We start from the raw sequence: 21,027 nt of genomic DNA, 5'->3' as shown, positions 1-21,027 counted from the left end.
CGGCCGCCTAGCCGGCCGATGATCGCAACAAGGAGCAACCAGTGGCGAAGGCCAAGTTCGAGCGGACCAAGCCGCACGTGAACATCGGCACCATTGGGCACATCGACCACGGTAAGACCACGCTTACCGCGGCGATCACCAAGGTGCTGCACGACGCGCACCCGGACATCAACCCCTTCACGCCGTTCGAGGACATCGACAAGGCGCCGGAGGAGCGCGAGCGCGGTATCACCATCTCCATCGCGCACGTCGAGTACCAGACCGAGTCGCGTCACTACGCTCACGTCGACTGCCCGGGTCACGCGGACTACATCAAGAACATGATCACCGGTGCCGCGCAGATGGACGGCGCGATCCTGGTCGTGGCCGCCACCGACGGCCCGATGCCGCAGACCAAGGAGCACGTGCTCCTGGCCCGCCAGGTCGGCGTGCCCTACATCGTCGTCGCGCTGAACAAGTGCGACATGGTGGACGACGAGGAGATCCTCGAGCTGGTCGAGCTCGAGGTCCGCGAGCTCCTGTCCGAGTACGAGTTCCCGGGCGACGACGTCCCGGTCGTGCGCGTCTCGGCGTTCCAGGCCCTGCAGGGCGACGCCAAGTGGGCCGAGTCCATCCTCGAGCTCATGAAGGCCGTCGACGAGAACGTGCCCGAGCCGGTCCGTGACACCGACAAGCCCTTCCTGATGCCGATCGAGGACGTCTTCTCGATCACCGGTCGCGGCACCGTCGTCACCGGCCGCATCGAGCGTGGCGTCGTGAACGTCAACGAGGAAGTCGACATCATCGGCATCAAGGAGACGTCGACCAAGACGACCGTCACCGGTGTCGAGATGTTCCGCAAGCTGCTCGACCAGGGCATGGCGGGCGACAACGTCGGCCTGCTCCTGCGCGGCATCAAGCGCGAGGACGTCGAGCGCGGCCAGTGTGTCATCAAGCCGGGCACCAACACCCCGCACACCGAGTTCGAGGCGCAGGTCTACATCCTGTCCAAGGACGAGGGCGGCCGCCACACGCCGTTCTTCAACAACTACCGGCCGCAGTTCTACTTCCGTACCACGGACGTGACCGGCGTGGTGAACCTCCCCGAGGGCACCGAGATGGTCATGCCGGGCGACAACACCGAGATGAACGTTCAGCTCATCCAGCCGGTCGCCATGGAAGAGGGCCTGAAGTTCGCCATCCGTGAGGGTGGCCGGACCGTCGGCGCGGGCCGCGTCGTCAAGATCAACAAGTAACACCCCTTCGTCGTCGCGGCGGTCCGGCCGCTCCCACAAGATCGGCCGGACCGCTGTGGCACGAAATCCGAGTAACAGCGGCACTACCAGTAAAGGACACCGAGGCCACCATGGCGGGACAAAAGATCCGCATCCGGCTCAAGGCCTATGACCACGAGGTCATCGACACCTCTGCGAAGAAGATCGTTGAGACGGTGACGCGGACGGGCGCCAAGGTCGCGGGCCCGGTGCCGCTGCCGACCGAGAAGAACGTGTACTGCGTCATCCGCTCGCCGCACAAGTACAAGGACAGCCGCGAGCACTTCGAGATGCGCACGCACAAGCGGCTGATCGACATCATCGACCCGACGCCCAAGACGGTCGACTCGCTGATGCGACTCGACCTTCCGGCCGGCGTTGACATCGAGATCAAGCTCTAAGGGACGCACCGAGAAATGAGTAACCAGAGGAAGGGCGTCCTGGGCGAGAAGCTCGGCATGACCCAGGTCTTCGACGATGAGGGCCGGATCGTTCCGGTAACCGTCGTCCAGGCCGGGCCGTGTGTCGTCACCCAGCTCCGCAGCCAGGAGAACGACGGCTACAGCGCCGTCCAGATCGGCTACGGGCAGATCGACCCGCGCAAGGTGAACAAGCCTGAGACGGGTCACTTCGAGAAGGCCGGCGTCACGCCGCGCCGCTACCTCGTCGAACTGCGGGCCGACGACACCACCGAGTACGAACTCGGCCAGGAGATCACCGTAGAGGTCTTCGAGGCCGGCCAGAAGATCGACGTGACCGGCACCAGCAAGGGCAAGGGCACCGCGGGCGTCATGAAGCGCCACGGTTTCAAGGGCCTGAGCGCGTCGCACGGCACGCAGCGCAAGCACCGTTCGCCGGGTTCCATCGGCGGTTGCGCGACCCCCGGTCGCGTCTTCAAGGGCCTGCGCATGGCCGGTCGTCACGGCAACGCCCGCACCACCGTGCAGAACCTGACCGTGCACGCCATCGACACCGACAAGAACCTGCTGCTCATCAAGGGCGCGGTTCCCGGTCCGAACGGCGGCGTTGTGCTGGTCCGCGACGCAGTGAAGGGGACGGGCAAGTGACCTCCAAGCTCGACATCGACCTGCCCGCGGAGATCTTCGACGCGAAGACCAGCGTGCCGGTGATCCACCAGGTCGTGGTGGCTCAGCTGGCGGCCGCCCGGCAGGGCACCCACAAGACCAAGACCCGCGGCGAGGTCTCCGGCGGCGGCAAGAAGCCGTACCGGCAGAAGGGCACCGGCCGGGCCCGCCAGGGTTCGACCCGCGCCCCGCAGTTCGCCGGCGGTGGCGTCGTCCACGGGCCTCAGCCGCGTGACTACACGCAGAAGACGCCCAAGAAGATGAAGGCCGCCGCCCTGCGCGGTGCGCTGTCCGACCGCGCCCGGTACGGCCTGGTGCACGTCGTCGACAACGTCATCGAGGGCGACGCGCCGAAGACCAAGACCGCTCTGGCCAACCTGCGCGGCGTGACCGACGCCAAGCGCGTCCTCCTGGTCCTGGACCGCGAGGACGAGCTGACCTGGAAGAGCCTGCGCAACGAGCCGAGCGTGCACGTGCTCGTGTCCGACCAGCTCAACACCTACGACGTGATGGTGAACGACGTCGTCGTCTTCACGCAGGCGGCCTACGACGAGTTCGTCTCGCGCGCGGCGAAGAAGTAAGGGGGAAAGCAGCAATGAACAAGATCGCAGACCCCCGGGACGTCATCATCGCGCCGGTCGTCTCGGAGAAGAGCTACGGCCTGCTGGACGAGAACAAGTACACGTTCATCGTCGCTCCTGGGTCGAACAAGACGCAGATCAAGCAGGCTGTCGAGCAGGTGTTCGGCGTCAAGGTGACGAACGTGAACACCATCAACCGCCAGGGCAAGCGCAAGCGCACCCGGTTCGGCTACGGCAAGCGCAAGGACACCAAGCGCGCCATCGTCAGCCTGGCCGAGGGCGAGCGGATCGACATCTTCGGAGCCCCGGCCTGAGGCCGGGGGACACGAAGAGTTAGTTAAGGGATGAACGAATAAGATGGGCATCCGAAAGTACAAGCCGACGACTCCGGGTCGTCGTGGCTCCAGCGTCTCGGACTTCTCCGAGGTCACGCGGAGCACGCCGGAGAAGTCGCTGCTGCGTCCGCTCCCCCAGAAGGGCGGCCGTAACAACTACGGCCGTATGACCACCCGGCACCAGGGCGGCGGTCACAAGCGCCAGTACCGGCTGATCGACTTCCGCCGGCACGACAAGGACGGGATCCCGGCCAAGGTCGCTCACATCGAGTACGACCCGAACCGGACCGCCCGCATCGCGCTGCTGCACTACGCGGACGGCGAGAAGCGCTACATCCTCGCCCCGCAGGGCCTGAAGCAGGGCGACGCGGTCGAGAACGGCGCGGGCTCCGACATCAAGCCGGGCAACTGCCTGCCGCTGCGCAACATCCCGACCGGTACGGTCATCCACGCCATCGAGCTCCGGCCCGGCGGCGGCGCCAAGATCGCCCGTTCCGCGGGCGCCGGCGTCCAGCTGCTGGCCAAGGAGGGCAAGTACGCCACGCTGCGCATGCCCTCGGGCGAGATGCGCATGGTGGACGTGCGCTGCCGCGCCACCGTGGGCGAGGTCGGCAACGCCGAGCAGTCCAACATCAACTGGGGCAAGGCCGGCCGCATGCGCTGGAAGGGCAAGCGCCCGACCGTGCGCGGTGTGGTCATGAACCCGGTGGACCACCCGCACGGTGGTGGTGAGGGCAAGACGTCCGGTGGCCGCCACCCGGTGAACCCGAACGGTAAGAAGGAAGGCCGGACGCGTAAGGCGAACAAGGCCTCCGACCGGATGATCGTCCGGCGTCGCAGCAAGAAGAAGCGGTAGGAGTCGCTCGCTATGCCACGTAGCCTTAAGAAGGGCCCCTTCGTGGACGACCACCTGCAGAAGAAGGTGGACGACCAGAACGAGAAGGGCACCAAGAACGTCATCAAGACGTGGTCGCGGCGCTCCATGATCGTGCCGGACATGATCGGTCACACGATCGCCGTGCACGACGGCCGCAAGCACGTTCCGGTGTTCATCACCGACGCCATGGTGGGACACAAGCTCGGCGAGTTCGCGCCGACGCGCACGTTCCGCAGCCACGTCAAGGAAGACCGCCGCAGCCGTCGAGGCTGAGCAGGCAGAAGACTGTAGGAGAGAGGGAACAGCGATGGAAGCCAGGGCCCAGGCGCGGTTCATCCGTGTCACGCCCATGAAGGCCCGCCGCGTGGTGGACCTCATCCGCGGCCTGCCTGCCGCGGAGGCGCAGGCGGTGCTGCGGTTCGCCCCACAGGCGGCCAGTGAGCCGGTGGGCAAGGTGCTCGCAAGCGCCATCGCCAACGCCGAGCACAACTTCAAGCTCGACACCGACACGCTCGTCGTGAGCAGCGCGTGGGTGGACGAGGGACCGACGCTTAAGCGTTTCCGGCCCCGCGCCCAGGGTCGGGCTTACCGCATCAACAAGCGCACGAGCCACATCACCGTGGTCGTCGCCCCGCAGGAGGAAGTCGCTGCGGCCGGCGGTAAGAAGAAGACGAGGAGGGCCCGGTAGTGGGTCAGAAGATCAACCCGCACGGGTTCCGGCTCGGCATCACCACCGACCACAAGAGCGTGTGGTTCGCCGACAAGCTCTACAAGGACTACGTCAAGGAAGACGTCCAGATCCGGCGCATGCTGCAGAAGGGCATGGACCGGGCGGGCATCTCCAAGGTGGAGATCGAGCGGACCCGTGACCGCGTAGAGGTCAACATTCACACCGCCCGGCCGGGCATCGTCATCGGCCGCCGCGGCGCAGAAGCAGAACGGTTGCGCGGCGACCTGGAGAAGCTCACCGGCAAGCAGGTGCGGCTGAACATCCTCGAGGTCAAGAACCCCGAGATCGACGCCCAGCTCGTCGCGCAGGGCGTGGCCGAGCAGCTGTCGAGCCGTGTCGCGTTCCGGCGTGCCATGCGCAAGGCCATCCAGTCCGCGATGAAGTCCGGCGCCAAGGGCATCAAGGTCCAGTGCTCGGGTCGTCTCGGCGGCGCTGAGATGTCCCGCTCGGAGTTCTACCGCGAGGGCCAGGTGCCGCTGCACACGCTGCGCGCCGACATCGACTACGGCTTCTACGAGGCCCGTACGACGTTCGGCCGCATCGGCGTGAAGGTGTGGATCTACAAGGGCGAGGCCGCGGCGACGCGCGCCGAGCGCGAGCAGAAGGCCGCGCAGCAGCGCGCCACCGGTGGCGGCGGCGGTGGCCGTGAGCGCCGCGGTGGCGACCGCCGTGGCGGCGCCCGTGGCGGTCGTGGCGGCGGCGGTGGCCGTGGCGGCGAGCGCGGCGGCCAGGGCGGCGGCGGCGACCGCGCGCCCAAGCAGCAGCAGAGTTCCGAGCAGCCGGCGCCCGCCGCCGAGGCTGCTCCGAGTGGTGAGGGGAGCTGATAACCGATGCTGATCCCTCGTAAGACCAAGCACCGTAAGCAGCACCACCCGAAGCGCCGGGGAATGGCCAAGGGCGGCACGAAGGTTACGTTCGGTGAGTACGGCATCCAGGCAGTCGAGGGTGCGTACGTGACGAACCGGCAGATCGAGGCCGCTCGTATCGCCATGACCCGCCACATCAAGCGTGGCGGCAAGGTCTGGATCAACATCTTCCCGGACCGCCCGCTGACCAAGAAGCCCGCTGAGACCCGCATGGGTTCCGGTAAGGGTTCGGTCGAGTGGTGGATCGCGAACGTGAAGCCGGGCCGCGTGATGTTCGAGATCTCCTACCCGGACGAGAAGATCGCCCGTGAGGCTCTCACCCGCGCGATCCACAAGCTGCCCATGAAGTGCAAGATCGTTAAGCGAGAGGTGGGTGAGTCCTGATGGCCAAGGGTCTTACCGCCGACGATCTGCGGACCGAGCCCGAGGACGTCCTGGTCACCAAGCTGAAGGAGGCGAAGGAGGAGCTGTTCAACCTTCGCTTCCAGGCCGCCACCGGCCAGCTGGAGAGCCACGGCCGCCTGCGCACCGTGAAGCGCGAGATCGCACGCATCTACACCGTGATGCGGGAGCGGGAGCTCGGCATCGTCACGGTCGCCGAGGACGCCGCGGAGGGCGAGAACGATGAGTGAGAGCACGACCGACGAGCGGAGCACCCGCAAGATCCTTGAGGGTCTGGTGGTCAGCGACAAGATGGACAAGACCGTGGTCGTGTCCGTCGAGGACCGCGTGAAGCACGCCAAGTACCACAAGGTGATCCGCCGTACGAAGAACTACAAGGCGCACGACGAGGCCAACGAGTGTGGCATCGGCGACCGCGTCCGTCTCATGGAGACCCGCCCGCTGTCGGCCAGCAAGCGCTGGCGAGTGATCGAGATCCTTGAGAAGGCCAAGTAGGGCGCTCGCGCCCGCGGACGGAGTCCGCAATTGGAATCGATGGTTCCACCAGGCTGAACGGCGGAGCCCGTTCAGAACCGGTGTGACGAACAGGAGTTGACGTGATCCAGCAGGAGTCGCGACTCAAGGTCGCCGACAACACGGGCGCGAAGGAGATCCTTTGCATCCGGGTTCTCGGCGGCTCGGGTCGGCGCTACGCGGGAGTCGGCGACGTCATCGTTGCGACCGTGAAGGACGCCCTTCCCGGTGCGGGTGTGAAGAAGGGCGACGTCGTCAAGGCGGTCGTCGTGCGCACTCGCAAGGAGCGTCGTCGTCCCGATGGCTCCTACATCCGCTTTGACGAGAACGCGGCCGTCCTGATCAAGGACGGTGGCGACCCCCGCGGCACCCGAATCTTCGGCCCGGTGGGCCGTGAGCTGCGCGAGAAGAAGTTCATGCGAATCATCTCGCTCGCGCCGGAGGTGCTGTGATGAAGATCAAGAAGGGCGACGAGGTCGTCGTCATCGCCGGCAAGGACAAGGGCGCGACCGGCAAGGTCCTGCGCGTCGACGTCCGCGCCGAGCGCGTTGTCGTCGAAGGCGTCAACATCATGACCAAGAACATCAAGGCCGACGCCCAGCGGGCCGGCAAGGAGAGCGGTCGCGTCCAGGTCGAGGCGCCGCTCCACGTGAGCAACGTGGCGCTCGTTGAGGACGGCAAGCCGGTTCGCGCCGGTTTCCGCATCAACGAGGACGGCTCGAAGGTCCGTATCTCGCGCCGTTCCGGCAAGGAGATCTGACCATGACCGAGACCACCACCGAGCGCCCCGTGCCCCAGCCGCGCCTGAAGCTCCGCTACCGCGAGGAGATCGCGCAGGAGCTGCAGAAGCAGTTCGGCTACGCCAACGTGATGCAGATCCCCGGCCTGACCAAGATCGTGGTCAACATGGGCGTGGGTGACGCGGCCAAGGACGCCAAGCTGATCGAGGGCGCGATCCGCGACCTGTCGGCGATCACCGGCCAGAAGCCGGCCGTCAACCGGGCCAAGAAGTCCATCGCGCAGTTCAAGCTGCGCGAGGGCATGCCGATCGGTGCGCACGTGACGCTCCGCGGCGACCGCATGTGGGAGTTCCTGGACCGGCTGCTCGCCACGGCGCTGCCCCGCATCCGTGACTTCCGCGGGCTCTCGCCCCGGCAGTTCGACGGCAAGGGCAACTACACCTTCGGCCTCACCGAGCAGGTGATGTTCCACGAGATCGACCCGGACAAGATCGACCGGTCCCGGGGCATGGACATCACGCTGGTCACCACGGCCACCAACGACGATGAGGGCCGGGCGCTGCTGAAGCACCTGGGCTTCCCCTTCAAGGAGAACTGAGCATGGCGAAGAAGTCCCTGATCGCCAAGGCGGCTCGGAAGCCCAAGTTCGGCGTGCGTGCCTACACTCGGTGCTCGCGCTGCGGGCGTCCGCGTTCGGTCTACCGGAAGTTCGGCCTGTGCCGAGTCTGCTTCCGGGAGATGGCCCACCGCGGTGAGCTGCCCGGCATCACCAAGTCCAGCTGGTAAGAGCCCCCGCCCCGCGGTGACGGCGCGAGCCGAAGCCGCGAGCGGGGATCTTCCCGGCCAGTAATAGCCACCGGGCGCCCTTCGAGGGCGCCCACGACCGCGCCAAAGGTCCCATGCGGAAACCGTGGCGAGGGAGGGCCAGCAGGCCATGACGATGACCGACCCGATCGCAGACATGCTGACACGTCTGCGGAACGCCAACTCGGCTTACCACGACGCAGTGGGGATGCCCTACTCGAAGATCAAGGCGCACATCGCCGAGATCCTCCAGCAGGAGGGTTACATCACCGGCTGGAGCGTCGAGGACGCCGAGGTCGGCAAGAAGCTCAACATCGAGCTCAAGTTCGGCCCGACGCGTGAGCGTTCGATCGCCGGCATCAAGCGCGTCTCGAAGCCGGGTCTGCGCGTGTACGCCAAGAAGGACAACCTGCCGAAGGTGCTGGGCGGGCTGGGGATCGCGATCATCTCCACCTCTTCGGGCCTCATGACCGACCGGCAGGCCGGCAAGCGTGGAGTGGGCGGGGAAGTCCTCGCCTACGTCTGGTGAGGGGAGGGCTCTAACAATGTCTCGTATTGGACGTCTCCCGATCACCGTCCCGAGCGGCGTCGACGTGAAGATCGATGGCGCGGAGGTCACCGTCAAGGGGCCGAAGGGCACGCTGTCGCACACCGTCGCCGAGCCGATCGAGGTTCTGCTCGAGGACGGCAAGGTCACCGTGGCCCGGCCGAACGACATCAACACCGTGCGCGCGCTGCACGGGCTGACGCGTTCGCTGATCAACAACATGGTCGTCGGTGTCACCGAGGGCTACAGCAAGACCCTCATGATCCAGGGTGTCGGCTACCGCGCCATCGCCAAGGGCAAGAACATCGAGTTCTCCCTGGGCTACAGCCACCCGATCCTGGTCGAGGCCCCCGACGGCATCACCTTCACGGTCGAGAAGCCGACCCAGGTGAAGGTCGAGGGCATCGACAAGCAGAAGGTCGGCGAGATCGCCGCCAACATCCGCAAGCTGCGCAAGCCCGACCCGTACAAGGGCAAGGGCGTGCGCTACGAAGGCGAGCAGATCCGCCGCAAGGTCGGAAAGGCGGGTAAGTGATGCTCGAGAGCAGATCCGCCGCTGCGCTTCCGAATGTCGGAAAGGCTGGTAAGTAGATCATGGCAGGCACCAAGACCCTGGCCGGAAAGGCCACGTCGGCGCGGGCCAAGTCCCGCAAGCGCCGGCACCTGCGGGTCCGGAAGAAGGTCGTCGGCACCGCCGTGCGCCCTCGCCTGGTCGTGACCCGCTCCACCAAGCACGTCTTCGTCCAGGTCATCGACGACACCGCGGGCCACACGCTGGCCTACGCGTCGACGATGGAGGCGGACCTGCGGTCCACCGACGGCGACAAGACCGCCAAGTCCCGCAAGGTCGGCGAGCTCGTCGCGGCGCGGGCCAAGGAGGCCGGCGTGAGCGCGGTCGTCTTCGACCGTGGCGGCAACAAGTACCACGGTCGCGTCGCCGCTGTGGCGGACGGCGCCCGCGAGGGGGGCCTCGAGCTTTGATGCCCCTCAAGTCGAACGAGAAGAGGAACCACTGATGGCAGCGCAGAGGCGCGGTGGCGGTCAGGGTGGCGACCGTCAGGGCCGCCGCGACGACCGCCGCGGTGGCGCCGACAAGGGACAGTCGTACATCGAGAAGGTCGTGGCGATCAACCGCGTCGCCAAGGTCGTCAAGGGCGGTCGCCGCTTCAGCTTCACCGCCCTGGTGATCGTCGGTGACGGCAACGGCACCGTCGGCGTCGGCTACGGCAAGGCCAAGGAGGTGCCCGCGGCGATCGCCAAGGGCGTCGAAGAGGCCAAGAAGCACTTCTTCAAGGTGCCGCGGATCCAGGGCACCATCCCGCACCTGGTGCAGGCGCGCGACGCCGCGGGCGAGGTCCTGCTGCGCCCGGCCAGCCCCGGTACCGGCGTCATCGCCGGTGGCCCGGTGCGCGCGGTCCTGGAGTGCGCCGGCATCCACGACGTGCTGAGCAAGTCGCTGGGCTCGGACAACGCGATCAACATCGTGCACGCCACGATCGCGGGTCTGAAGGAGCTCAAGCGTCCCGAGGAGATCGCCGCCAAGCGCGGTCTGCCGATCGAGGACGTCGCCCCGGCCGCCATGCTGCGGGCGCGTGCCGCCGGCAGTGAGCCCCGGGCGGAGGCTTCGTCCTCATGAGCCAGCTGAAGATCACGCAGATCAAGTCCGTGATCAGCGAGAAGCAGAACCAGCGTGACACGCTGCGGACCCTGGGTCTGAAGAAGATCGGTCAGAGCACCGTTCGCAACGACGACCAGCAGGTCCGCGGCATGATCCGGACGGTGGCGCACCTGGTCACCGTCGAGGAGGTCGACTGACATGGCGGACCTGGACAAGGACACCGCTGCCTCTGAGGGCACCCCCCTCAAGGTGCACGACCTGCGTCCGGCCCCCGGCGCCAACAAGCGCAAGATCCGCAAGGGTCGTGGCGAGGCGTCCAAGGGCAAGACCGCCGGTCGCGGCACCAAGGGCACCAAGGCCCGCAGCACGGTTCCGGTCGGTTTCGAGGGCGGCCAGATGCCCCTGATCCGCCGGGTGCCGAAGCTGAAGGGCTTCAAGAACCCCAACCGGGTCGAGTTCCAGGTCGTGAACCTGGACAAGCTGACCGAGCTCTACCCTCAGGGTGGCGAGGTCACGGCGGAGGACCTGGCGGCCAAGGGCGCGGTGCGCTCGGGGCGGCCGGTGAAGATCCTCGGCACCGGCGACATCTCGGTCGCGGTCCAGGTGAAGGTGCACGCCTTCTCCGGTTCCGCGAAGGAGAAGATCGTCGCTGCCGGTGGCACCGCCGACACTCTTTAAAATGATGCCGGGGCCGTGCTCACCGAGTCCCCTGGTCCGAAAGGTCCAGGCGCTTGGGGGGACGGCCCCGGTCTCATCTGCTGTTAGAGTCTCACCGGCGGTGGTGCCTTCCGCGAGTGCCCCCGCCCTACATGGAACTGACCCCGGCCCCTCGGCCGCCATGGATTTGCCAGTCGCGCAGGAGGAATGGTGCTGACCGCGTTCGCTCGGGCTTTCCGTACGCCTGACCTGCGTAAGAAAATACTGTTCACGCTCGCCATCGTTGCGGTGTTCCGGCTCGGCGCCAACCTGCCGGCCCCGAACGTGAACGTGGAAGTGCTGAAGCAGACCGCCGACGCCGCCAAGAAGGGGTCGTCGGGGCAGGTCTTCCAGTTGGTCGACCTGTTCAGCGGCGGCGCGCTGCTGAAGCTTTCGATCTTCGCGCTGGGCATCATGCCCTACATCACCGCGAGCATCATCCTGCAGCTGCTGACCGTGGTGATCCCGCGTCTTGAGGCCCTCAAGAAGGAGGGCCAGGCCGGCACCACGAAGATCACGCAGTACACCCGTTACCTCACGGTCGGGCTGGCGATCCTCCAGGCGACCGGCATTGTGGCGATGGCCAGCAGCGGGCAGCTGTTCGGCGGCGCCGGCTCCGGTCAGGACCTGCTGCACGACAACGGGATCTTCCCGATCATCACCATGGTGATCTGCCTCGTGGCCGGCACCACCGTGATCATGTGGCTGGGCGAGCTCATCACCGACCGGGGCATCGGCAACGGCATGTCGATCCTGATCTTCACCCAGGTGGTGGCGGTCTTCCCGGCGCAGTTCTGGGGCATCTACAAGTCCAAGGGCCCGTTCGTCTTCACCATCGTCATCCTCGTCGGCCTGGCGATCATGGCGGGCGTCGTGTTCGTCGAGCAGGCGCAGCGCCGCATCCCGGTGCAGTACGCCAAGCGGATGGTCGGACGCCGGATGTACGGCGGCACCTCGACCTACATCCCCCTGAAGGTCAACCAGGCGGGCATCATCCCGGTCATCTTCGCCTCGTCGCTGCTGTACCTCCCGGTGCTGGCGACGCAGCTGTGGCCGAACAACAAGACGCTGCAGAAGATCCAGCCGTACCTGCAGCAGGACAACACCTGGCACATGGCGATCTTCTTCGCCTTCATCATCTTCTTCACGTACTTCTACGTCGCCATCACCTTCAACCCCACTGAAGTCGCCGACAACATGAAGAAGTATGGTGGCTTCATCCCAGGCATCCGTCCGGGCCGGCCGACCGCCGAGTACCTCGACTACGTGCTGACCCGGATCACCACCCCCGGTGCGCTTTACCTGGGACTCGTCGCGCTGATCCCCATGGTCGCGTTCTCCCTGTTGAACGCGACGCAGGACTTCCCCTTCGGCGGGACGAGCATCCTCATCGTCGTCGGCGTCGGGCTGGATACCGTGAAGCAAGTCGAATCGCAGCTGCAGCAGCGTAACTACGAGGGCTTCCTCCGGTAGTGCGTATCGTGCTGGTGGGCCCCCCGGGAGCGGGCAAGGGGACACAGGCCCAGTTCATCGCATCGCATCTGTCCATCCCGAAGATCTCGACAGGTGACATCTTCCGCGCCAACGTGAGCGGCGGCACCGAGCTCGGCCGCGAGGCCAAGGAGTACATGGACCGCGGCGACCTGGTCCCCGACGAGGTCACCATCGCGATGGTGCGCGACCGGCTGGCCGAGGAGGACGCCCGGGACGGCTTCCTGCTGGACGGCTTCCCCCGCAACGTGCCCCAGGCCGAGACGCTCAAGAAGATGCTGACCTCCGACTTCGACGCCAAGCTGGACATCGTGCTCGAGCTGGTCGTCGACGAGGACGAGGTCGTCCGGCGGCTGTCGGGCCGGCGCACCTGCGAGAAGTGCGGGCGCATCTGGCACGTCGACTTCGACGACAAGAAGGACGACGTCTGCGACGACTGCGGCGGCCGGCTCTTCCAGCGCGACGACGACAAGGAAGACGTCGTCCGGCACCGGCTCGAGGTCTACGCGGAACAAACCTCGCCGCTGGTTCAGTTCTATGCGGATGAGGGCATCCTGGTCGGCATCGACGCGACCGGCCCCGTCGAGGAGGTCACCAGCCGCGCGCTGGGCGCGCTGCGTCCCTTGGAGAAGTGACTTCCCGCTGAGGGATCGAGAAGGGGAAGTTCAATGTTCAGGCGGCGCAGGCCCGCGATCCAGATGAAGACGGCTGAGCAGATCGAGCTCATGCGGAAGGCCGGCCTGCTGGTCGGCGAGACGCTGCAGCTGCTGCGCGAGGCGGTGAAGCCGGGCATCACCACGATGGACCTGGACGACATCGCCGAGGCCAACATCCGTGATCACGGCGGGGTCCCGTCGTTCAAGGGCTACCACGGCTTCCCGGCGACGATCTGCGCCTCGATCAACGAGGAGATCGTGCACGGCATCCCGAACGCCGAGAAGGTGCTGCGGGACGGCGACGTGATCTCCATCGACTGCGGCGCGATCGTCGAGGGCTGGCACGGCGACTCGGCGATCACCGTTCCGGTGGGCGAGGTCACCGAGGAGCTCCAGACGCTCCTGGACGTGACCGAGACGTCCCTGTGGCACGGCCTGAGGGCCGGAGTGGCCGGGGCGCACCTCACGGACATGTCGCACGCGATCGAGTCTTACATTCGCTCTCAGGGCCGCTACGGCATTGTTGAGGGCTACGGCGGGCACGGCATCGGGACCGAGATGCACATGGACCCGCTGATCCCCAACCACGGCGAGCCCGGGCACGGCCCGGTGCTGGAGGTGGGGATGTGCTTCGCGGTGGAGCCGATGGTCAACCTCGGCACCAAGGACACTGAGGAGCTGGAGGACGGCTGGACGGTGATCACCACCGACGCCCGCTCGTCCGCGCACTTCGAGCACACCTTCGCGGTGACCGAAGACGGCCCCCGCGTGCTCACGGCCCTTGACGAGGGCCGGGAGTGGTTCGCCAAGCTGGGCAAGTAGGCTCTTTCACTGGGAATCACGAAGGGGCGGGGCATGCCGCAGAATCCTGACATCCGGGCCTCCGACGCCGACCGGGATCGCGTGGCCGCCGCCCTGCGCGAGCACAGCGCCGAGGGCCGCATCACCATGGACGAGCTGCAGGAGCGGCTCGACGCCACGTACGCGGCCAAGACCATCGGGGACCTCCAGATCGTGACGGCGGACCTCCCCGAAGAGGACCTGCACGTTCACCCGATCCCGGCCACGCAGAAGACCGGCACGCCCCCGGCGACCAGCGGCCACTCCAAGGACCTGCACAAGTACGGCGCGGCGGCGGCCTGGGGGAGCTGGGCCTCGGTCAGCGCGATGTGCTTCATGGTGTGGGCGATCGTCGCGGTGACGAGCGGCGCCACCTACCCGTGGTTCCTGTGGGTCGCCGGCCCCTGGGGCGTTCTGGTCCTGCTCAACACGATCATGGGCCCCAAGCGCCGCTGACCCCCGCTCCCTCCGGGGTTTACTCGACCTCCATCAGGGGGCGGTAGTTGCCCGTCGGCACGAAGTGCGTGGTGGCGACGCCGTCCTCGATCAGGTGCACGGCGAAGCCCGCGGGCTCTCCCGTCACGGCCGCGCGTCCCGGCTTGGTGAGATCCAGGAACAGCTGCCGGTAGGTGCTCGGGCAGGTCGTGCTGACCGTACGGCCGAGCGAGCCGACCGAGCCGCGGTGCACATGCCCGCTGATCACGCGAACCACCTGCGGGTGTCGCTCGACGATCTCGCGGAAGCGGCCGGTCTCGGTGAAGCGCATGTCGTCGATGAAGCGGATGCCGATGCGGTACGGCGGGTGGTGCGTGGCGACCACCGTGGGGGTGTCCGGGGCGGCGGCGAGGGTCAGGTCGAGCCAGTCGAGGCGTTCGGTGTCCATCTCGCCGTGGGGCTTGCCGGAGACCGTGGTGTCGCAGCAGACCAGCCGGGTCCCGGCGACGTCCACCGCGTACTGGATCGGTGCCTGCGGCGTCCGGCCGGTGTTGAAGACGGCCGGGTGGTCCTTGAACGCGGCGCGCAGCGCGTCGCGGTCGTCGTGGTTGCCGGGCAGCGGGTAGATCGCCATCGGCAGCGGCGAGAGCAGCGCGTGCAGCCGGGCGTACTCGGCGGGACGGCCGCCGTCGGCCAGGTCGCCGGTGAGGACCACGGCGTCCGGGCGGGCGGGAAGCGCCAGGAGGCTCGACACGGCCGCCCGCAGGGCACGCACCGGGCCGGAGTTGTCGTCGACCTCGCCGTCGCCTCCGGCGGCGAGATGGATGTCGCTGAGCTGCGCGATGATCGCCATTGATCCCCTCCCCCTAGGTCAAGCACACCACGGCCCCTCGGGCGACGCACCTGGGGAGTCGTACTCCGCAGGCCCGCGCGTTCGGCCGGAGTACTGGAACGATCTTTGCGTCCGATTGACCGCGCTGTCGACTTGGCGCGGGGACAAGAAGATCATGGGCTCCGCATCTCGGCGGGGCCGACCCGGGGGAACCGATGATCCGCAGAATATCGACTACCTGCGCCGCCGCGTTGACCGGTGTCGCCCTGTTCGCCGTCGGGCCGATGGCGTACGCCGACGACGTGGACATCGAACCGTACAAGGTGGCGCCCGGCGGAAGCGTGACCCTGACCGCACCCGACTCGTGCGTGGACCCCGCCAAGGCCAATTCCGGCGCGTTCGCCGCCGCCGACGTTCCGCTGACTTCCAACGCCGGCGCCGGGCGGGGACCGGTGGGAACGGCCGACATCGCGATGGGCACGACGCCCGGCCCGTACGACGTCCTCGTGGAGTGCCAGGGCGGCCAGCAGTTCACCGGACAGCTGGAGGTTTCGGACGGCTCGGAGCCCAACCCGGGCCCGCACACCGGGGGCGGCGGCCTCGCGCACGCCGGGACGCGCGCCGGCGGCCTGGCCCACGCCGCGAAGGCGAACGCGACCGCGCCCAAGGACAGCTGGGGCCTGCTGATCACTATCGGGGCGAGCCTGGTGCTGGTCGCCGGGACCGGATTCACCCTGTGGAGGAGTCGACGCAATCGTGCATGAGCGCAGGAGGCGGCGGTACGGCCGCTGCACGGTCGTCGCGGCCGTGGGGCTGTCGCAGGTCGTGACGGGCTGCGCGCTGCGCCACGACACCGGGCATCGTCCCGGGCCCGAGCTGGCGCTGCCCGCCATCGCGGGCCCCGCCGCGGGCGGCCAGGACCCCGCGGCCCCGGGCGCCGAGGCCGGACGGCCGACCCCGCTCCAGGCCTCCCTCGGCCGCTACACGCCCACCGCGATCGCCATCCCCAAGATCAACGTGAACGCGCCGCTGACCGAGGTCGGGCGGGGCCACGACGGCTCGATCGAGGCCCCGCCCGTGGACGAGCACAACCTCGCGGGCTGGTACGGCGCCGGGGCGAGCCCGGGGGAGCCGGGCACGGCCGTGATCGTCGGACATCTGGACACCAGGACCGCCCCGGCCGTCTTCGCCCGCCTCAAGGAGCTCAAGGCCGGTGACATCGTCGGGGTCGTCCGCGCCGACGAGACCGTCGCGGTGTTCAGGATCACCTCGTCCGAGGAGGTCCCGAAGGAGAAGTTCCCGGAACGGCGCGTGCTGGCGGGCACCGGCGGCCCGGAGCTCCGCCTCGTCACCTGCGCCGGACGCTACGACGACGCCAGGCACGCCTACACCGACAACCTGATCCTGTACGGCACGTTCGCCGCCGCCTACCGCCTGTCCGACCTGCTCAAGGCCTAGCAAATACGCCGATCTTGCTCTCAGCGCCCTTGCCGGGGCCCGCAAAGGGCCATGAGAGCAAGATCGGCGCGGTTATGCGACTACGGCGGAGAGGGCGTTGGTGATGGCCTCGGGGGCGGGGGCTACGTCGGGGACGACCTCGCGCAGGGCCAGCCAGCCGTTGATCGCACGGGCGGTGGGACGGGCCTCGCGGAGCTGCGGGTCGTCCAGGTCGTACCAGGCGGCCACCTTGGACCAGCGCCACAGGCGGTGGCCGGCCGAGGAGAGCTCGGAGGCCGGGAAGCCGCCCTGGCCGCGCGAGCCGGTGATCGCCAGCCGTACGGAGTCGGTGCTGCGGCCCACCCGCTCGGCGATGTCGCGGATGGTGAGGAGCGGGTCGGCCTCGACCCGGTGCACCCGTACGTCCATCGCGCTGGCCTCGACGTGCGCCACCACGTCCATGATCGCCGCGGCCAGGCTGGGGCCCTGCCAGCTGCAGGAGGCGTTCCCCGGCCGTTCGGCGTGATGCGGCTCACTGATGATCGAGACGGTGACGTGCCCGTACGTCCGGTCGAAGAGCGGATCGAGTTCGTCCTCGTAGAACGGACGGCTGAGGATCAGCGCGAAGTCATAGCTCGGCATGCTGATCCTCCTCTGTCATCTCTCCTGGAAAGGTACAACGCGCGGGCGCTGTATGCTTGACTCGGGAGCAGTCTCCGGCCTCCGATCCTGCGTGAATTTCACATTCGGCGGCCGCGTGACGTAGACTCCTATGTCGGTCCGCTGTCGGCCGCCTTCATCCCAGCCCGATTCCCTTTCCGGGGGCGTGGCACGGGTGCGGCCGGTTGCTCCTTCCCGGAGATTCTCGGACCGAGTCCAATGAGCCGATCAGCGAAGCGCGGAGGACATGGCCAAGAAAGAAGGGGCCATCGAGATCGAGGGCGTCGTCATCGAGTCTCTCCCGAACGCCATGTTCCGGGTCGAACTCGATAACGGGCACAAGGTTCTCGCCCACATCAGCGGCAAGATGCGGATGCACTACATCCGGATCCTGCCGGACGACCGGGTCGTCGTGGAGCTGAGCCCCTACGACCTCACGCGCGGCCGGATCGTCTACCGCTACAAGTAATGATCACTGGGGTTGCCTCTCTCATGCGTGGCGGCGTGAGGGTGACCCTGAACCTCTAGGAGACCCAGTGAAGGTCAAGCCGAGCGTCAAGAAGATCTGCAACAAGTGCCGCGTCATTCGGCGGCACGGCCGGGTCATGGTCATCTGCAGCGACCCGCGCCACAAGCAGCGTCAGGGCTGACGCGGCAGCGCCAGACCGCGCGTTCTGTTCGCAGCCGCGTTCTGACGCACAACTGAATCCAGCGCATCGCAAGCTCTGAGCACACAGAGGCCGTACGCACTCTGATCGCAAGATCGGGTCGTACGGCAGCAGTGTGTGAAGGGGCACCCACCCTCGGACCGACGGAGGCCGAGGCCGCCACCCGGGCAGGGTGAGAGCGGATCCGCGAATGCGTCGACACCTCCGCGAAATGAAGGGAACTGCCCACGATGGCACGCCTCCTCGGCGTCGATCTCCCGCGCGACAAGCGCATCGAGATCGCTCTCACCTACGTCTTCGGCATCGGCCGCACCCGTGCCAAGGAGACCCTCAAGGCCACCGAGGTGAACCCCGATCTGCGGGTCCACCAGCTCGGCGACGACGAGCTGGTCAAGCTCCGCGACTGGATCGAGGCCAACTACAAGATCGAGGGTGACCTCCGACGCGAGGTCCAGGCGGACATCCGCCGCAAGATCGAGATCGGTAGCTACCAGGGGATCCGGCACCGCCGCGGTCTCCCCGTGCACGGTCAGCGCACGCAGACCAACGCGCGTACCCGCAAGGGCAAGAAGAAGACCGTGGCCGGCAAGAAGAAGGCCGGCAAGAAGTAGTCCGCACGGACCTTCGGTCTGAACGCGGATCGATGACCTCAGAGTAGAGAGAGCAGATGCCTCCTAAGAGCAGGGTCGGCGCCAAGAAGGTGCGCCGCAAGGAAAAGAAGAACGTCGCCCACGGGCACGCTCACATCAAGAGCACGTTCAACAACACGATCGTCTCCATCACCGACCCCAACGGGAACGTGATCTCCTGGGCGTCGTCGGGGCACGTGGGCTTCAAGGGCTCGCGCAAGTCCACCCCGTTCGCCGCCCAGCAGGCCGCCGAGTCCGCCGCCCGCCGCGCCATGGAGCACGGCATGCGGAAGGTCGACGTCTTCGTGAAGGGCCCGGGTTCGGGCCGCGAGACCGCCATCCGGTCGCTGCAGGCGACCGGCCTCGAGGTGGGCTCGATCCAGGACGTCACGCCCGTTCCGCACAACGGCTGCCGCCCGCCGAAGCGCCGCCGGGTCTGAGGCCGAGGAGACTAGAGAACAATGGCTCGTTACACAGGCGCGGACTGCAAGCTTTGCCGCCGCGAGAAGATGAAGCTGTTCCTCAAGGGCAGCAAGTGCGAGGGCCCCAAGTGCCCGATCGAGATCCGTCCTTACCCCCCGGGTGAGCACGGTCGCGGCCGGCCGAAGGAGACCGAGTACCTGCTGCAGCTTCGTGAGAAGCAGAAGGCCCGCCGCATCTACGGCGTGCTGGAGAAGCAGTTCCACAACTACTACGTCGAGGCCAACCGCCAGGGCGGCAAGACGGGTGAGAACCTGCTCAGCCTGCTCGAGCGCCGTCTCGACAACGTCGTCTACCGGGCCGGCTTCGCCAAGTCGCGCGACGCTGCCCGCCAGCTGATCCGCCACGGCCACTTCATGGTCAACGGCACCAAGGTCGACATCCCGTCGTTCCTGGTCAGCGAGGCCGACATCGTCGCCGTCCGCGCCAAGTCGCTGGAGATGACCCCGTTCGTGGTCGCCCGCGCGGAGGCCGGCGAGCGTCAGGTGCCGGCGTGGCTCGGCGTCGTGACCGAGGGCGCCATGCGCATCCTCGTGCACTCCCTCCCGGTCCGGCAGCAGATCGATGCCCCGGTCCAGGAGCAGCTCATCGTCGAGCTCTACTCGAAGTAGTCACCGACTACTCTGGGTACATGCTCGGTGTTCGCCGGGATCCTCCCGATTCATCCGATTCGGTGGGATCCCGGCGAAACGGGGAAGTATCTAGAACGTGGTGTCAAATAGCGGGCACCGCGGGAAGAAGGAACACCCATGCTCATCGCTCAGCGTCCAACTCTCACAGAAGAGCAGGTCGACGAGTACCGGTCGCGGTTCACGATCGAGCCGCTGGAGCCTGGCTTCGGCTACACGATCGGCAACTCGCTCCGCCGTACCCTGCTCTCCTCGATCCCCGGCGCGGCCGTCACCAGCATCCGCATCGAGGGCGTCCTGCACGAGTTCTCGACCGTTCCCGGGGTCAAGGAGGATGTCACCGACATCATCCTGAACCTCAAGGAGCTGGTCGTCTCCTCCGAGCACGACGAGCCCGTGGTCATGTACCTGCGCAAGCAGGGACCCGGTGAGGTCACCGCGGCCGACATCGCGCCGCCGGCGGGCGTGGAGGTCCACAACCCGGACCTGCACATCGCCACGCTCAACAACAAGGCCAAGCTGGAGATGGAGCTCACGGTCGAGCGCGGCCGCGGCTACGTCTCCGCCGCCCAGAACAAGCAGCCGGGCCAGGAGATCGGTCGTATTCCGATCGACTCCATCTACTCGCCCGTGCTCAAGGTCACCTACAAGGTCGAGGCGACCCGAGTCGAGCAGCGCACCGACTTCGACCGCCTCATCCTCGACGTCGAGACCAAGCAGGCGATGCTGCCGCGCGACGCGGTCGCCTCCGCCGGCAAGACGCTCGTCGAGCTGTTCGGGCTGGCCCGGGAGCTCAACGTCGAGGCCGAGGGCATCGACATGGGCCCGTCGCCGACGGACGCCGCGCTCGCGGCGGACCTGGCGCTGCCCATCGAGGAGCTCAACCTCACGGTGCGGTCCTACAACTGCCTCAAGCGCGAGGGCATCCACTCTGTGGGCGAGTTGGTCGCCCGCAGCGAGCAGGACCTTCTGGATATAAGGAATTTCGGCGCCAAGTCCATCGAAGAGGTCAAGCAGAAGCTCAACGACATGGGCCTCTCCCTCAAGGACTCCCCGCCCGGGTTCGACCCGAGCGCAGCCGCCGACAACTACGGCGACGACGACCAGTCGTACGCCGAGACCGAGCAGTACTGATCAAGGCAGTACTGACTCGCGTCACCGCTTCACCCGCAAGACCAGCTTCACCTCTGTGAACCAACGTCAGGCCCGCTTCGCCGGCCGGA

General features: G+C 67.3%; 36 protein-coding genes. 34 read left to right on the top strand and 2 right to left on the bottom strand.

Features of this window, described 5'->3' with window-relative positions:
* The first annotated feature begins 41 nt into the window (after positions 1-41).
* The 26 genes from tuf (at position 42) to J4573_RS34625 (ending at position 14,490) form a co-directional block, all read left to right on the top strand.
* The gene (gene tuf, locus J4573_RS34750) at positions 42-1,235 is read left to right on the top strand and encodes an elongation factor Tu (RefSeq protein ID WP_208260169.1); all 1,194 of its coding nucleotides are present in this window, start codon (positions 42-44) and stop codon (positions 1,233-1,235) included.
* A gap of 110 nt (positions 1,236-1,345) precedes the next feature.
* Positions 1,346-1,654, top strand: coding sequence for a 30S ribosomal protein S10 (rpsJ, locus tag J4573_RS34745; RefSeq protein WP_018657599.1), 309 nt, complete (start codon positions 1,346-1,348; stop codon positions 1,652-1,654).
* A 15-nt stretch (positions 1,655-1,669) separates the two neighbouring features.
* On the top strand, positions 1,670-2,320 hold the full coding sequence (gene rplC, locus J4573_RS34740) for a 50S ribosomal protein L3 (RefSeq protein ID WP_208260168.1): 651 nt from the start codon (positions 1,670-1,672) through the stop codon (positions 2,318-2,320).
* Positions 2,317-2,919, top strand: a complete 603-nt coding sequence (gene rplD / locus J4573_RS34735) for a 50S ribosomal protein L4 (RefSeq protein WP_208260167.1) — start codon at positions 2,317-2,319, stop codon at positions 2,917-2,919. The genes rplC and rplD overlap by 4 nt, the downstream gene beginning before the upstream one ends.
* Positions 2,920-2,933: 14 nt before the next feature.
* Positions 2,934-3,233, top strand: coding sequence for a 50S ribosomal protein L23 (rplW, locus tag J4573_RS34730; RefSeq protein ID WP_208260166.1), 300 nt, complete (start codon positions 2,934-2,936; stop codon positions 3,231-3,233).
* A gap of 43 nt (positions 3,234-3,276) precedes the next feature.
* On the top strand, positions 3,277-4,110 hold the full coding sequence (gene rplB, locus J4573_RS34725) for a 50S ribosomal protein L2 (protein WP_208260165.1): 834 nt from the start codon (positions 3,277-3,279) through the stop codon (positions 4,108-4,110).
* 12 nt (positions 4,111-4,122) lie between these two features.
* The gene (rpsS, locus tag J4573_RS34720; protein WP_208260164.1) at positions 4,123-4,404 is read left to right on the top strand and encodes a 30S ribosomal protein S19; all 282 of its coding nucleotides are present in this window, start codon (positions 4,123-4,125) and stop codon (positions 4,402-4,404) included.
* A 34-nt stretch (positions 4,405-4,438) separates the two neighbouring features.
* Complete coding sequence (gene rplV, locus J4573_RS34715) at positions 4,439-4,819, top strand: 50S ribosomal protein L22 (RefSeq protein WP_208260163.1); 381 nt, start codon at positions 4,439-4,441, stop codon at positions 4,817-4,819.
* Positions 4,819-5,685, top strand: a complete 867-nt coding sequence (rpsC, locus tag J4573_RS34710; RefSeq protein WP_208260162.1) for a 30S ribosomal protein S3 — start codon at positions 4,819-4,821, stop codon at positions 5,683-5,685. The genes rplV and rpsC overlap by 1 nt, the downstream gene beginning before the upstream one ends.
* Before the next feature lie 6 nt (positions 5,686-5,691).
* Positions 5,692-6,111 carry a 50S ribosomal protein L16 gene (gene rplP, locus J4573_RS34705; protein WP_208260161.1) on the top strand — a complete coding sequence of 140 codons (420 nt, stop codon included), beginning with the start codon at positions 5,692-5,694 and terminating at the stop codon, positions 6,109-6,111.
* Complete coding sequence (gene rpmC, locus J4573_RS34700; RefSeq protein ID WP_208260160.1) at positions 6,111-6,359, top strand: 50S ribosomal protein L29; 249 nt, start codon at positions 6,111-6,113, stop codon at positions 6,357-6,359. Before rplP ends, rpmC begins: the two co-directional genes overlap by 1 nt.
* Positions 6,352-6,624 carry a 30S ribosomal protein S17 gene (gene rpsQ / locus J4573_RS34695; protein ID WP_208260159.1) on the top strand — a complete coding sequence of 91 codons (273 nt, stop codon included), beginning with the start codon at positions 6,352-6,354 and terminating at the stop codon, positions 6,622-6,624. The genes rpmC and rpsQ overlap by 8 nt, the downstream gene beginning before the upstream one ends.
* 101 nt (positions 6,625-6,725) lie before the next feature.
* Complete coding sequence (rplN, locus tag J4573_RS34690) at positions 6,726-7,094, top strand: 50S ribosomal protein L14 (RefSeq protein WP_026414311.1); 369 nt, start codon at positions 6,726-6,728, stop codon at positions 7,092-7,094.
* Positions 7,094-7,402 (top strand): 50S ribosomal protein L24, encoded by a 309-nt coding sequence (rplX, locus tag J4573_RS34685; RefSeq protein ID WP_208260158.1) that lies wholly within the window; start codon positions 7,094-7,096, stop codon positions 7,400-7,402. The genes rplN and rplX overlap by 1 nt, the downstream gene beginning before the upstream one ends.
* A 2-nt stretch (positions 7,403-7,404) precedes the next feature.
* Positions 7,405-7,980, top strand: coding sequence for a 50S ribosomal protein L5 (gene rplE, locus J4573_RS34680; protein WP_208260157.1), 576 nt, complete (start codon positions 7,405-7,407; stop codon positions 7,978-7,980).
* A gap of 2 nt (positions 7,981-7,982) precedes the next feature.
* Complete coding sequence (locus tag J4573_RS34675; RefSeq protein ID WP_018657585.1) at positions 7,983-8,168, top strand: type Z 30S ribosomal protein S14; 186 nt, start codon at positions 7,983-7,985, stop codon at positions 8,166-8,168.
* A gap of 148 nt (positions 8,169-8,316) precedes the next feature.
* Positions 8,317-8,715 carry a 30S ribosomal protein S8 gene (rpsH, locus tag J4573_RS34670; RefSeq protein ID WP_208260156.1) on the top strand — a complete coding sequence of 133 codons (399 nt, stop codon included), beginning with the start codon at positions 8,317-8,319 and terminating at the stop codon, positions 8,713-8,715.
* A gap of 16 nt (positions 8,716-8,731) precedes the next feature.
* Positions 8,732-9,268, top strand: a complete 537-nt coding sequence (gene rplF / locus J4573_RS34665; RefSeq protein WP_208260155.1) for a 50S ribosomal protein L6 — start codon at positions 8,732-8,734, stop codon at positions 9,266-9,268.
* A 59-nt stretch (positions 9,269-9,327) separates the two neighbouring features.
* The gene (rplR, locus tag J4573_RS34660) at positions 9,328-9,714 is read left to right on the top strand and encodes a 50S ribosomal protein L18 (protein ID WP_208260154.1); all 387 of its coding nucleotides are present in this window, start codon (positions 9,328-9,330) and stop codon (positions 9,712-9,714) included.
* A 34-nt stretch (positions 9,715-9,748) separates the two neighbouring features.
* Positions 9,749-10,369 carry a 30S ribosomal protein S5 gene (gene rpsE, locus J4573_RS34655; RefSeq protein WP_443606257.1) on the top strand — a complete coding sequence of 207 codons (621 nt, stop codon included), beginning with the start codon at positions 9,749-9,751 and terminating at the stop codon, positions 10,367-10,369.
* Positions 10,366-10,548: a 50S ribosomal protein L30 gene (rpmD, locus tag J4573_RS34650; RefSeq protein WP_208260153.1), complete on the top strand. Its 183-nt coding sequence runs from the start codon at positions 10,366-10,368 to the stop codon at positions 10,546-10,548. The genes rpsE and rpmD overlap by 4 nt, the downstream gene beginning before the upstream one ends.
* Before the next feature lies 1 nt (position 10,549).
* Complete coding sequence (gene rplO, locus J4573_RS34645; protein ID WP_208260152.1) at positions 10,550-11,029, top strand: 50S ribosomal protein L15; 480 nt, start codon at positions 10,550-10,552, stop codon at positions 11,027-11,029.
* A gap of 189 nt (positions 11,030-11,218) precedes the next feature.
* Positions 11,219-12,520 carry a preprotein translocase subunit SecY gene (gene secY, locus J4573_RS34640; RefSeq protein WP_208260235.1) on the top strand — a complete coding sequence of 434 codons (1,302 nt, stop codon included), beginning with the start codon at positions 11,219-11,221 and terminating at the stop codon, positions 12,518-12,520.
* Positions 12,520-13,173 (top strand): adenylate kinase, encoded by a 654-nt coding sequence (locus tag J4573_RS34635; protein ID WP_208260151.1) that lies wholly within the window; start codon positions 12,520-12,522, stop codon positions 13,171-13,173. Before secY ends, J4573_RS34635 begins: the two co-directional genes overlap by 1 nt.
* A 33-nt stretch (positions 13,174-13,206) precedes the next feature.
* Positions 13,207-14,016, top strand: a complete 810-nt coding sequence (gene map, locus J4573_RS34630; protein WP_208260150.1) for a type I methionyl aminopeptidase — start codon at positions 13,207-13,209, stop codon at positions 14,014-14,016.
* Between the two features lie 33 nt (positions 14,017-14,049).
* Positions 14,050-14,490: a DUF1707 domain-containing protein gene (locus J4573_RS34625; protein WP_208260149.1), complete on the top strand. Its 441-nt coding sequence runs from the start codon at positions 14,050-14,052 to the stop codon at positions 14,488-14,490.
* A 19-nt stretch (positions 14,491-14,509) separates the two neighbouring features.
* Here the strand turns inward: J4573_RS34625 and J4573_RS34620 are convergent, their stop codons facing one another.
* Positions 14,510-15,322 carry a phosphodiesterase gene (locus J4573_RS34620; protein ID WP_208260148.1) on the bottom strand — a complete coding sequence of 271 codons (813 nt, stop codon included), beginning with the start codon at positions 15,320-15,322 and terminating at the stop codon, positions 14,510-14,512.
* Positions 15,323-15,516: 194 nt separating this feature from the next.
* Between J4573_RS34620 and J4573_RS34615 the strand changes: the two genes are divergently transcribed.
* Together J4573_RS34615 and J4573_RS34610 are read left to right on the top strand one after the other, a co-directional pair.
* Entirely contained in the window at positions 15,517-16,065 is a 549-nt protein-coding gene (locus tag J4573_RS34615; protein ID WP_208260147.1) for a hypothetical protein, read from the top strand.
* Entirely contained in the window at positions 16,058-16,759 is a 702-nt protein-coding gene (locus J4573_RS34610) for a class F sortase (RefSeq protein ID WP_208260146.1), read from the top strand. The genes J4573_RS34615 and J4573_RS34610 overlap by 8 nt, the downstream gene beginning before the upstream one ends.
* 72 nt (positions 16,760-16,831) lie before the next feature.
* On the opposite strand, the gene J4573_RS34605 is transcribed toward J4573_RS34610, so the two are convergent.
* Positions 16,832-17,380, bottom strand: a complete 549-nt coding sequence (locus J4573_RS34605; protein ID WP_208260145.1) for a hypothetical protein — start codon at positions 17,378-17,380, stop codon at positions 16,832-16,834.
* Between the two features lie 265 nt (positions 17,381-17,645).
* Here J4573_RS34605 and infA point away from each other — a divergent pair, with 265 nt between their 5' ends.
* The 6 genes from infA (at position 17,646) to J4573_RS34575 (ending at position 20,938) form a co-directional block, all read left to right on the top strand.
* Positions 17,646-17,867: a translation initiation factor IF-1 gene (gene infA / locus J4573_RS34600; protein WP_208260144.1), complete on the top strand. Its 222-nt coding sequence runs from the start codon at positions 17,646-17,648 to the stop codon at positions 17,865-17,867.
* Between the two features lie 67 nt (positions 17,868-17,934).
* Positions 17,935-18,048 (top strand): 50S ribosomal protein L36, encoded by a 114-nt coding sequence (rpmJ, locus tag J4573_RS34595; protein ID WP_021596712.1) that lies wholly within the window; start codon positions 17,935-17,937, stop codon positions 18,046-18,048.
* A gap of 248 nt (positions 18,049-18,296) precedes the next feature.
* A complete protein-coding gene (gene rpsM / locus J4573_RS34590; RefSeq protein ID WP_208260143.1) occupies positions 18,297-18,677 on the top strand; it encodes a 30S ribosomal protein S13 in 381 nt (126 codons plus the stop codon).
* Positions 18,678-18,733: 56 nt separating this feature from the next.
* Positions 18,734-19,135 carry a 30S ribosomal protein S11 gene (gene rpsK / locus J4573_RS34585; protein ID WP_067486841.1) on the top strand — a complete coding sequence of 134 codons (402 nt, stop codon included), beginning with the start codon at positions 18,734-18,736 and terminating at the stop codon, positions 19,133-19,135.
* Positions 19,136-19,156: 21 nt separating this feature from the next.
* Positions 19,157-19,786, top strand: coding sequence for a 30S ribosomal protein S4 (gene rpsD, locus J4573_RS34580; RefSeq protein ID WP_208260142.1), 630 nt, complete (start codon positions 19,157-19,159; stop codon positions 19,784-19,786).
* A gap of 138 nt (positions 19,787-19,924) precedes the next feature.
* A complete protein-coding gene (locus J4573_RS34575; protein WP_131741171.1) occupies positions 19,925-20,938 on the top strand; it encodes a DNA-directed RNA polymerase subunit alpha in 1,014 nt (337 codons plus the stop codon).
* Positions 20,939-21,027 lie beyond the last annotated feature (89 nt).

The organism is Actinomadura barringtoniae (assembly GCF_017573505.1).
Lineage (GTDB): Bacteria > Actinomycetota > Actinomycetes > Streptosporangiales > Streptosporangiaceae > Spirillospora > Spirillospora barringtoniae.
This window is presented reverse-complemented; position numbering and strand designations above follow the sequence as displayed.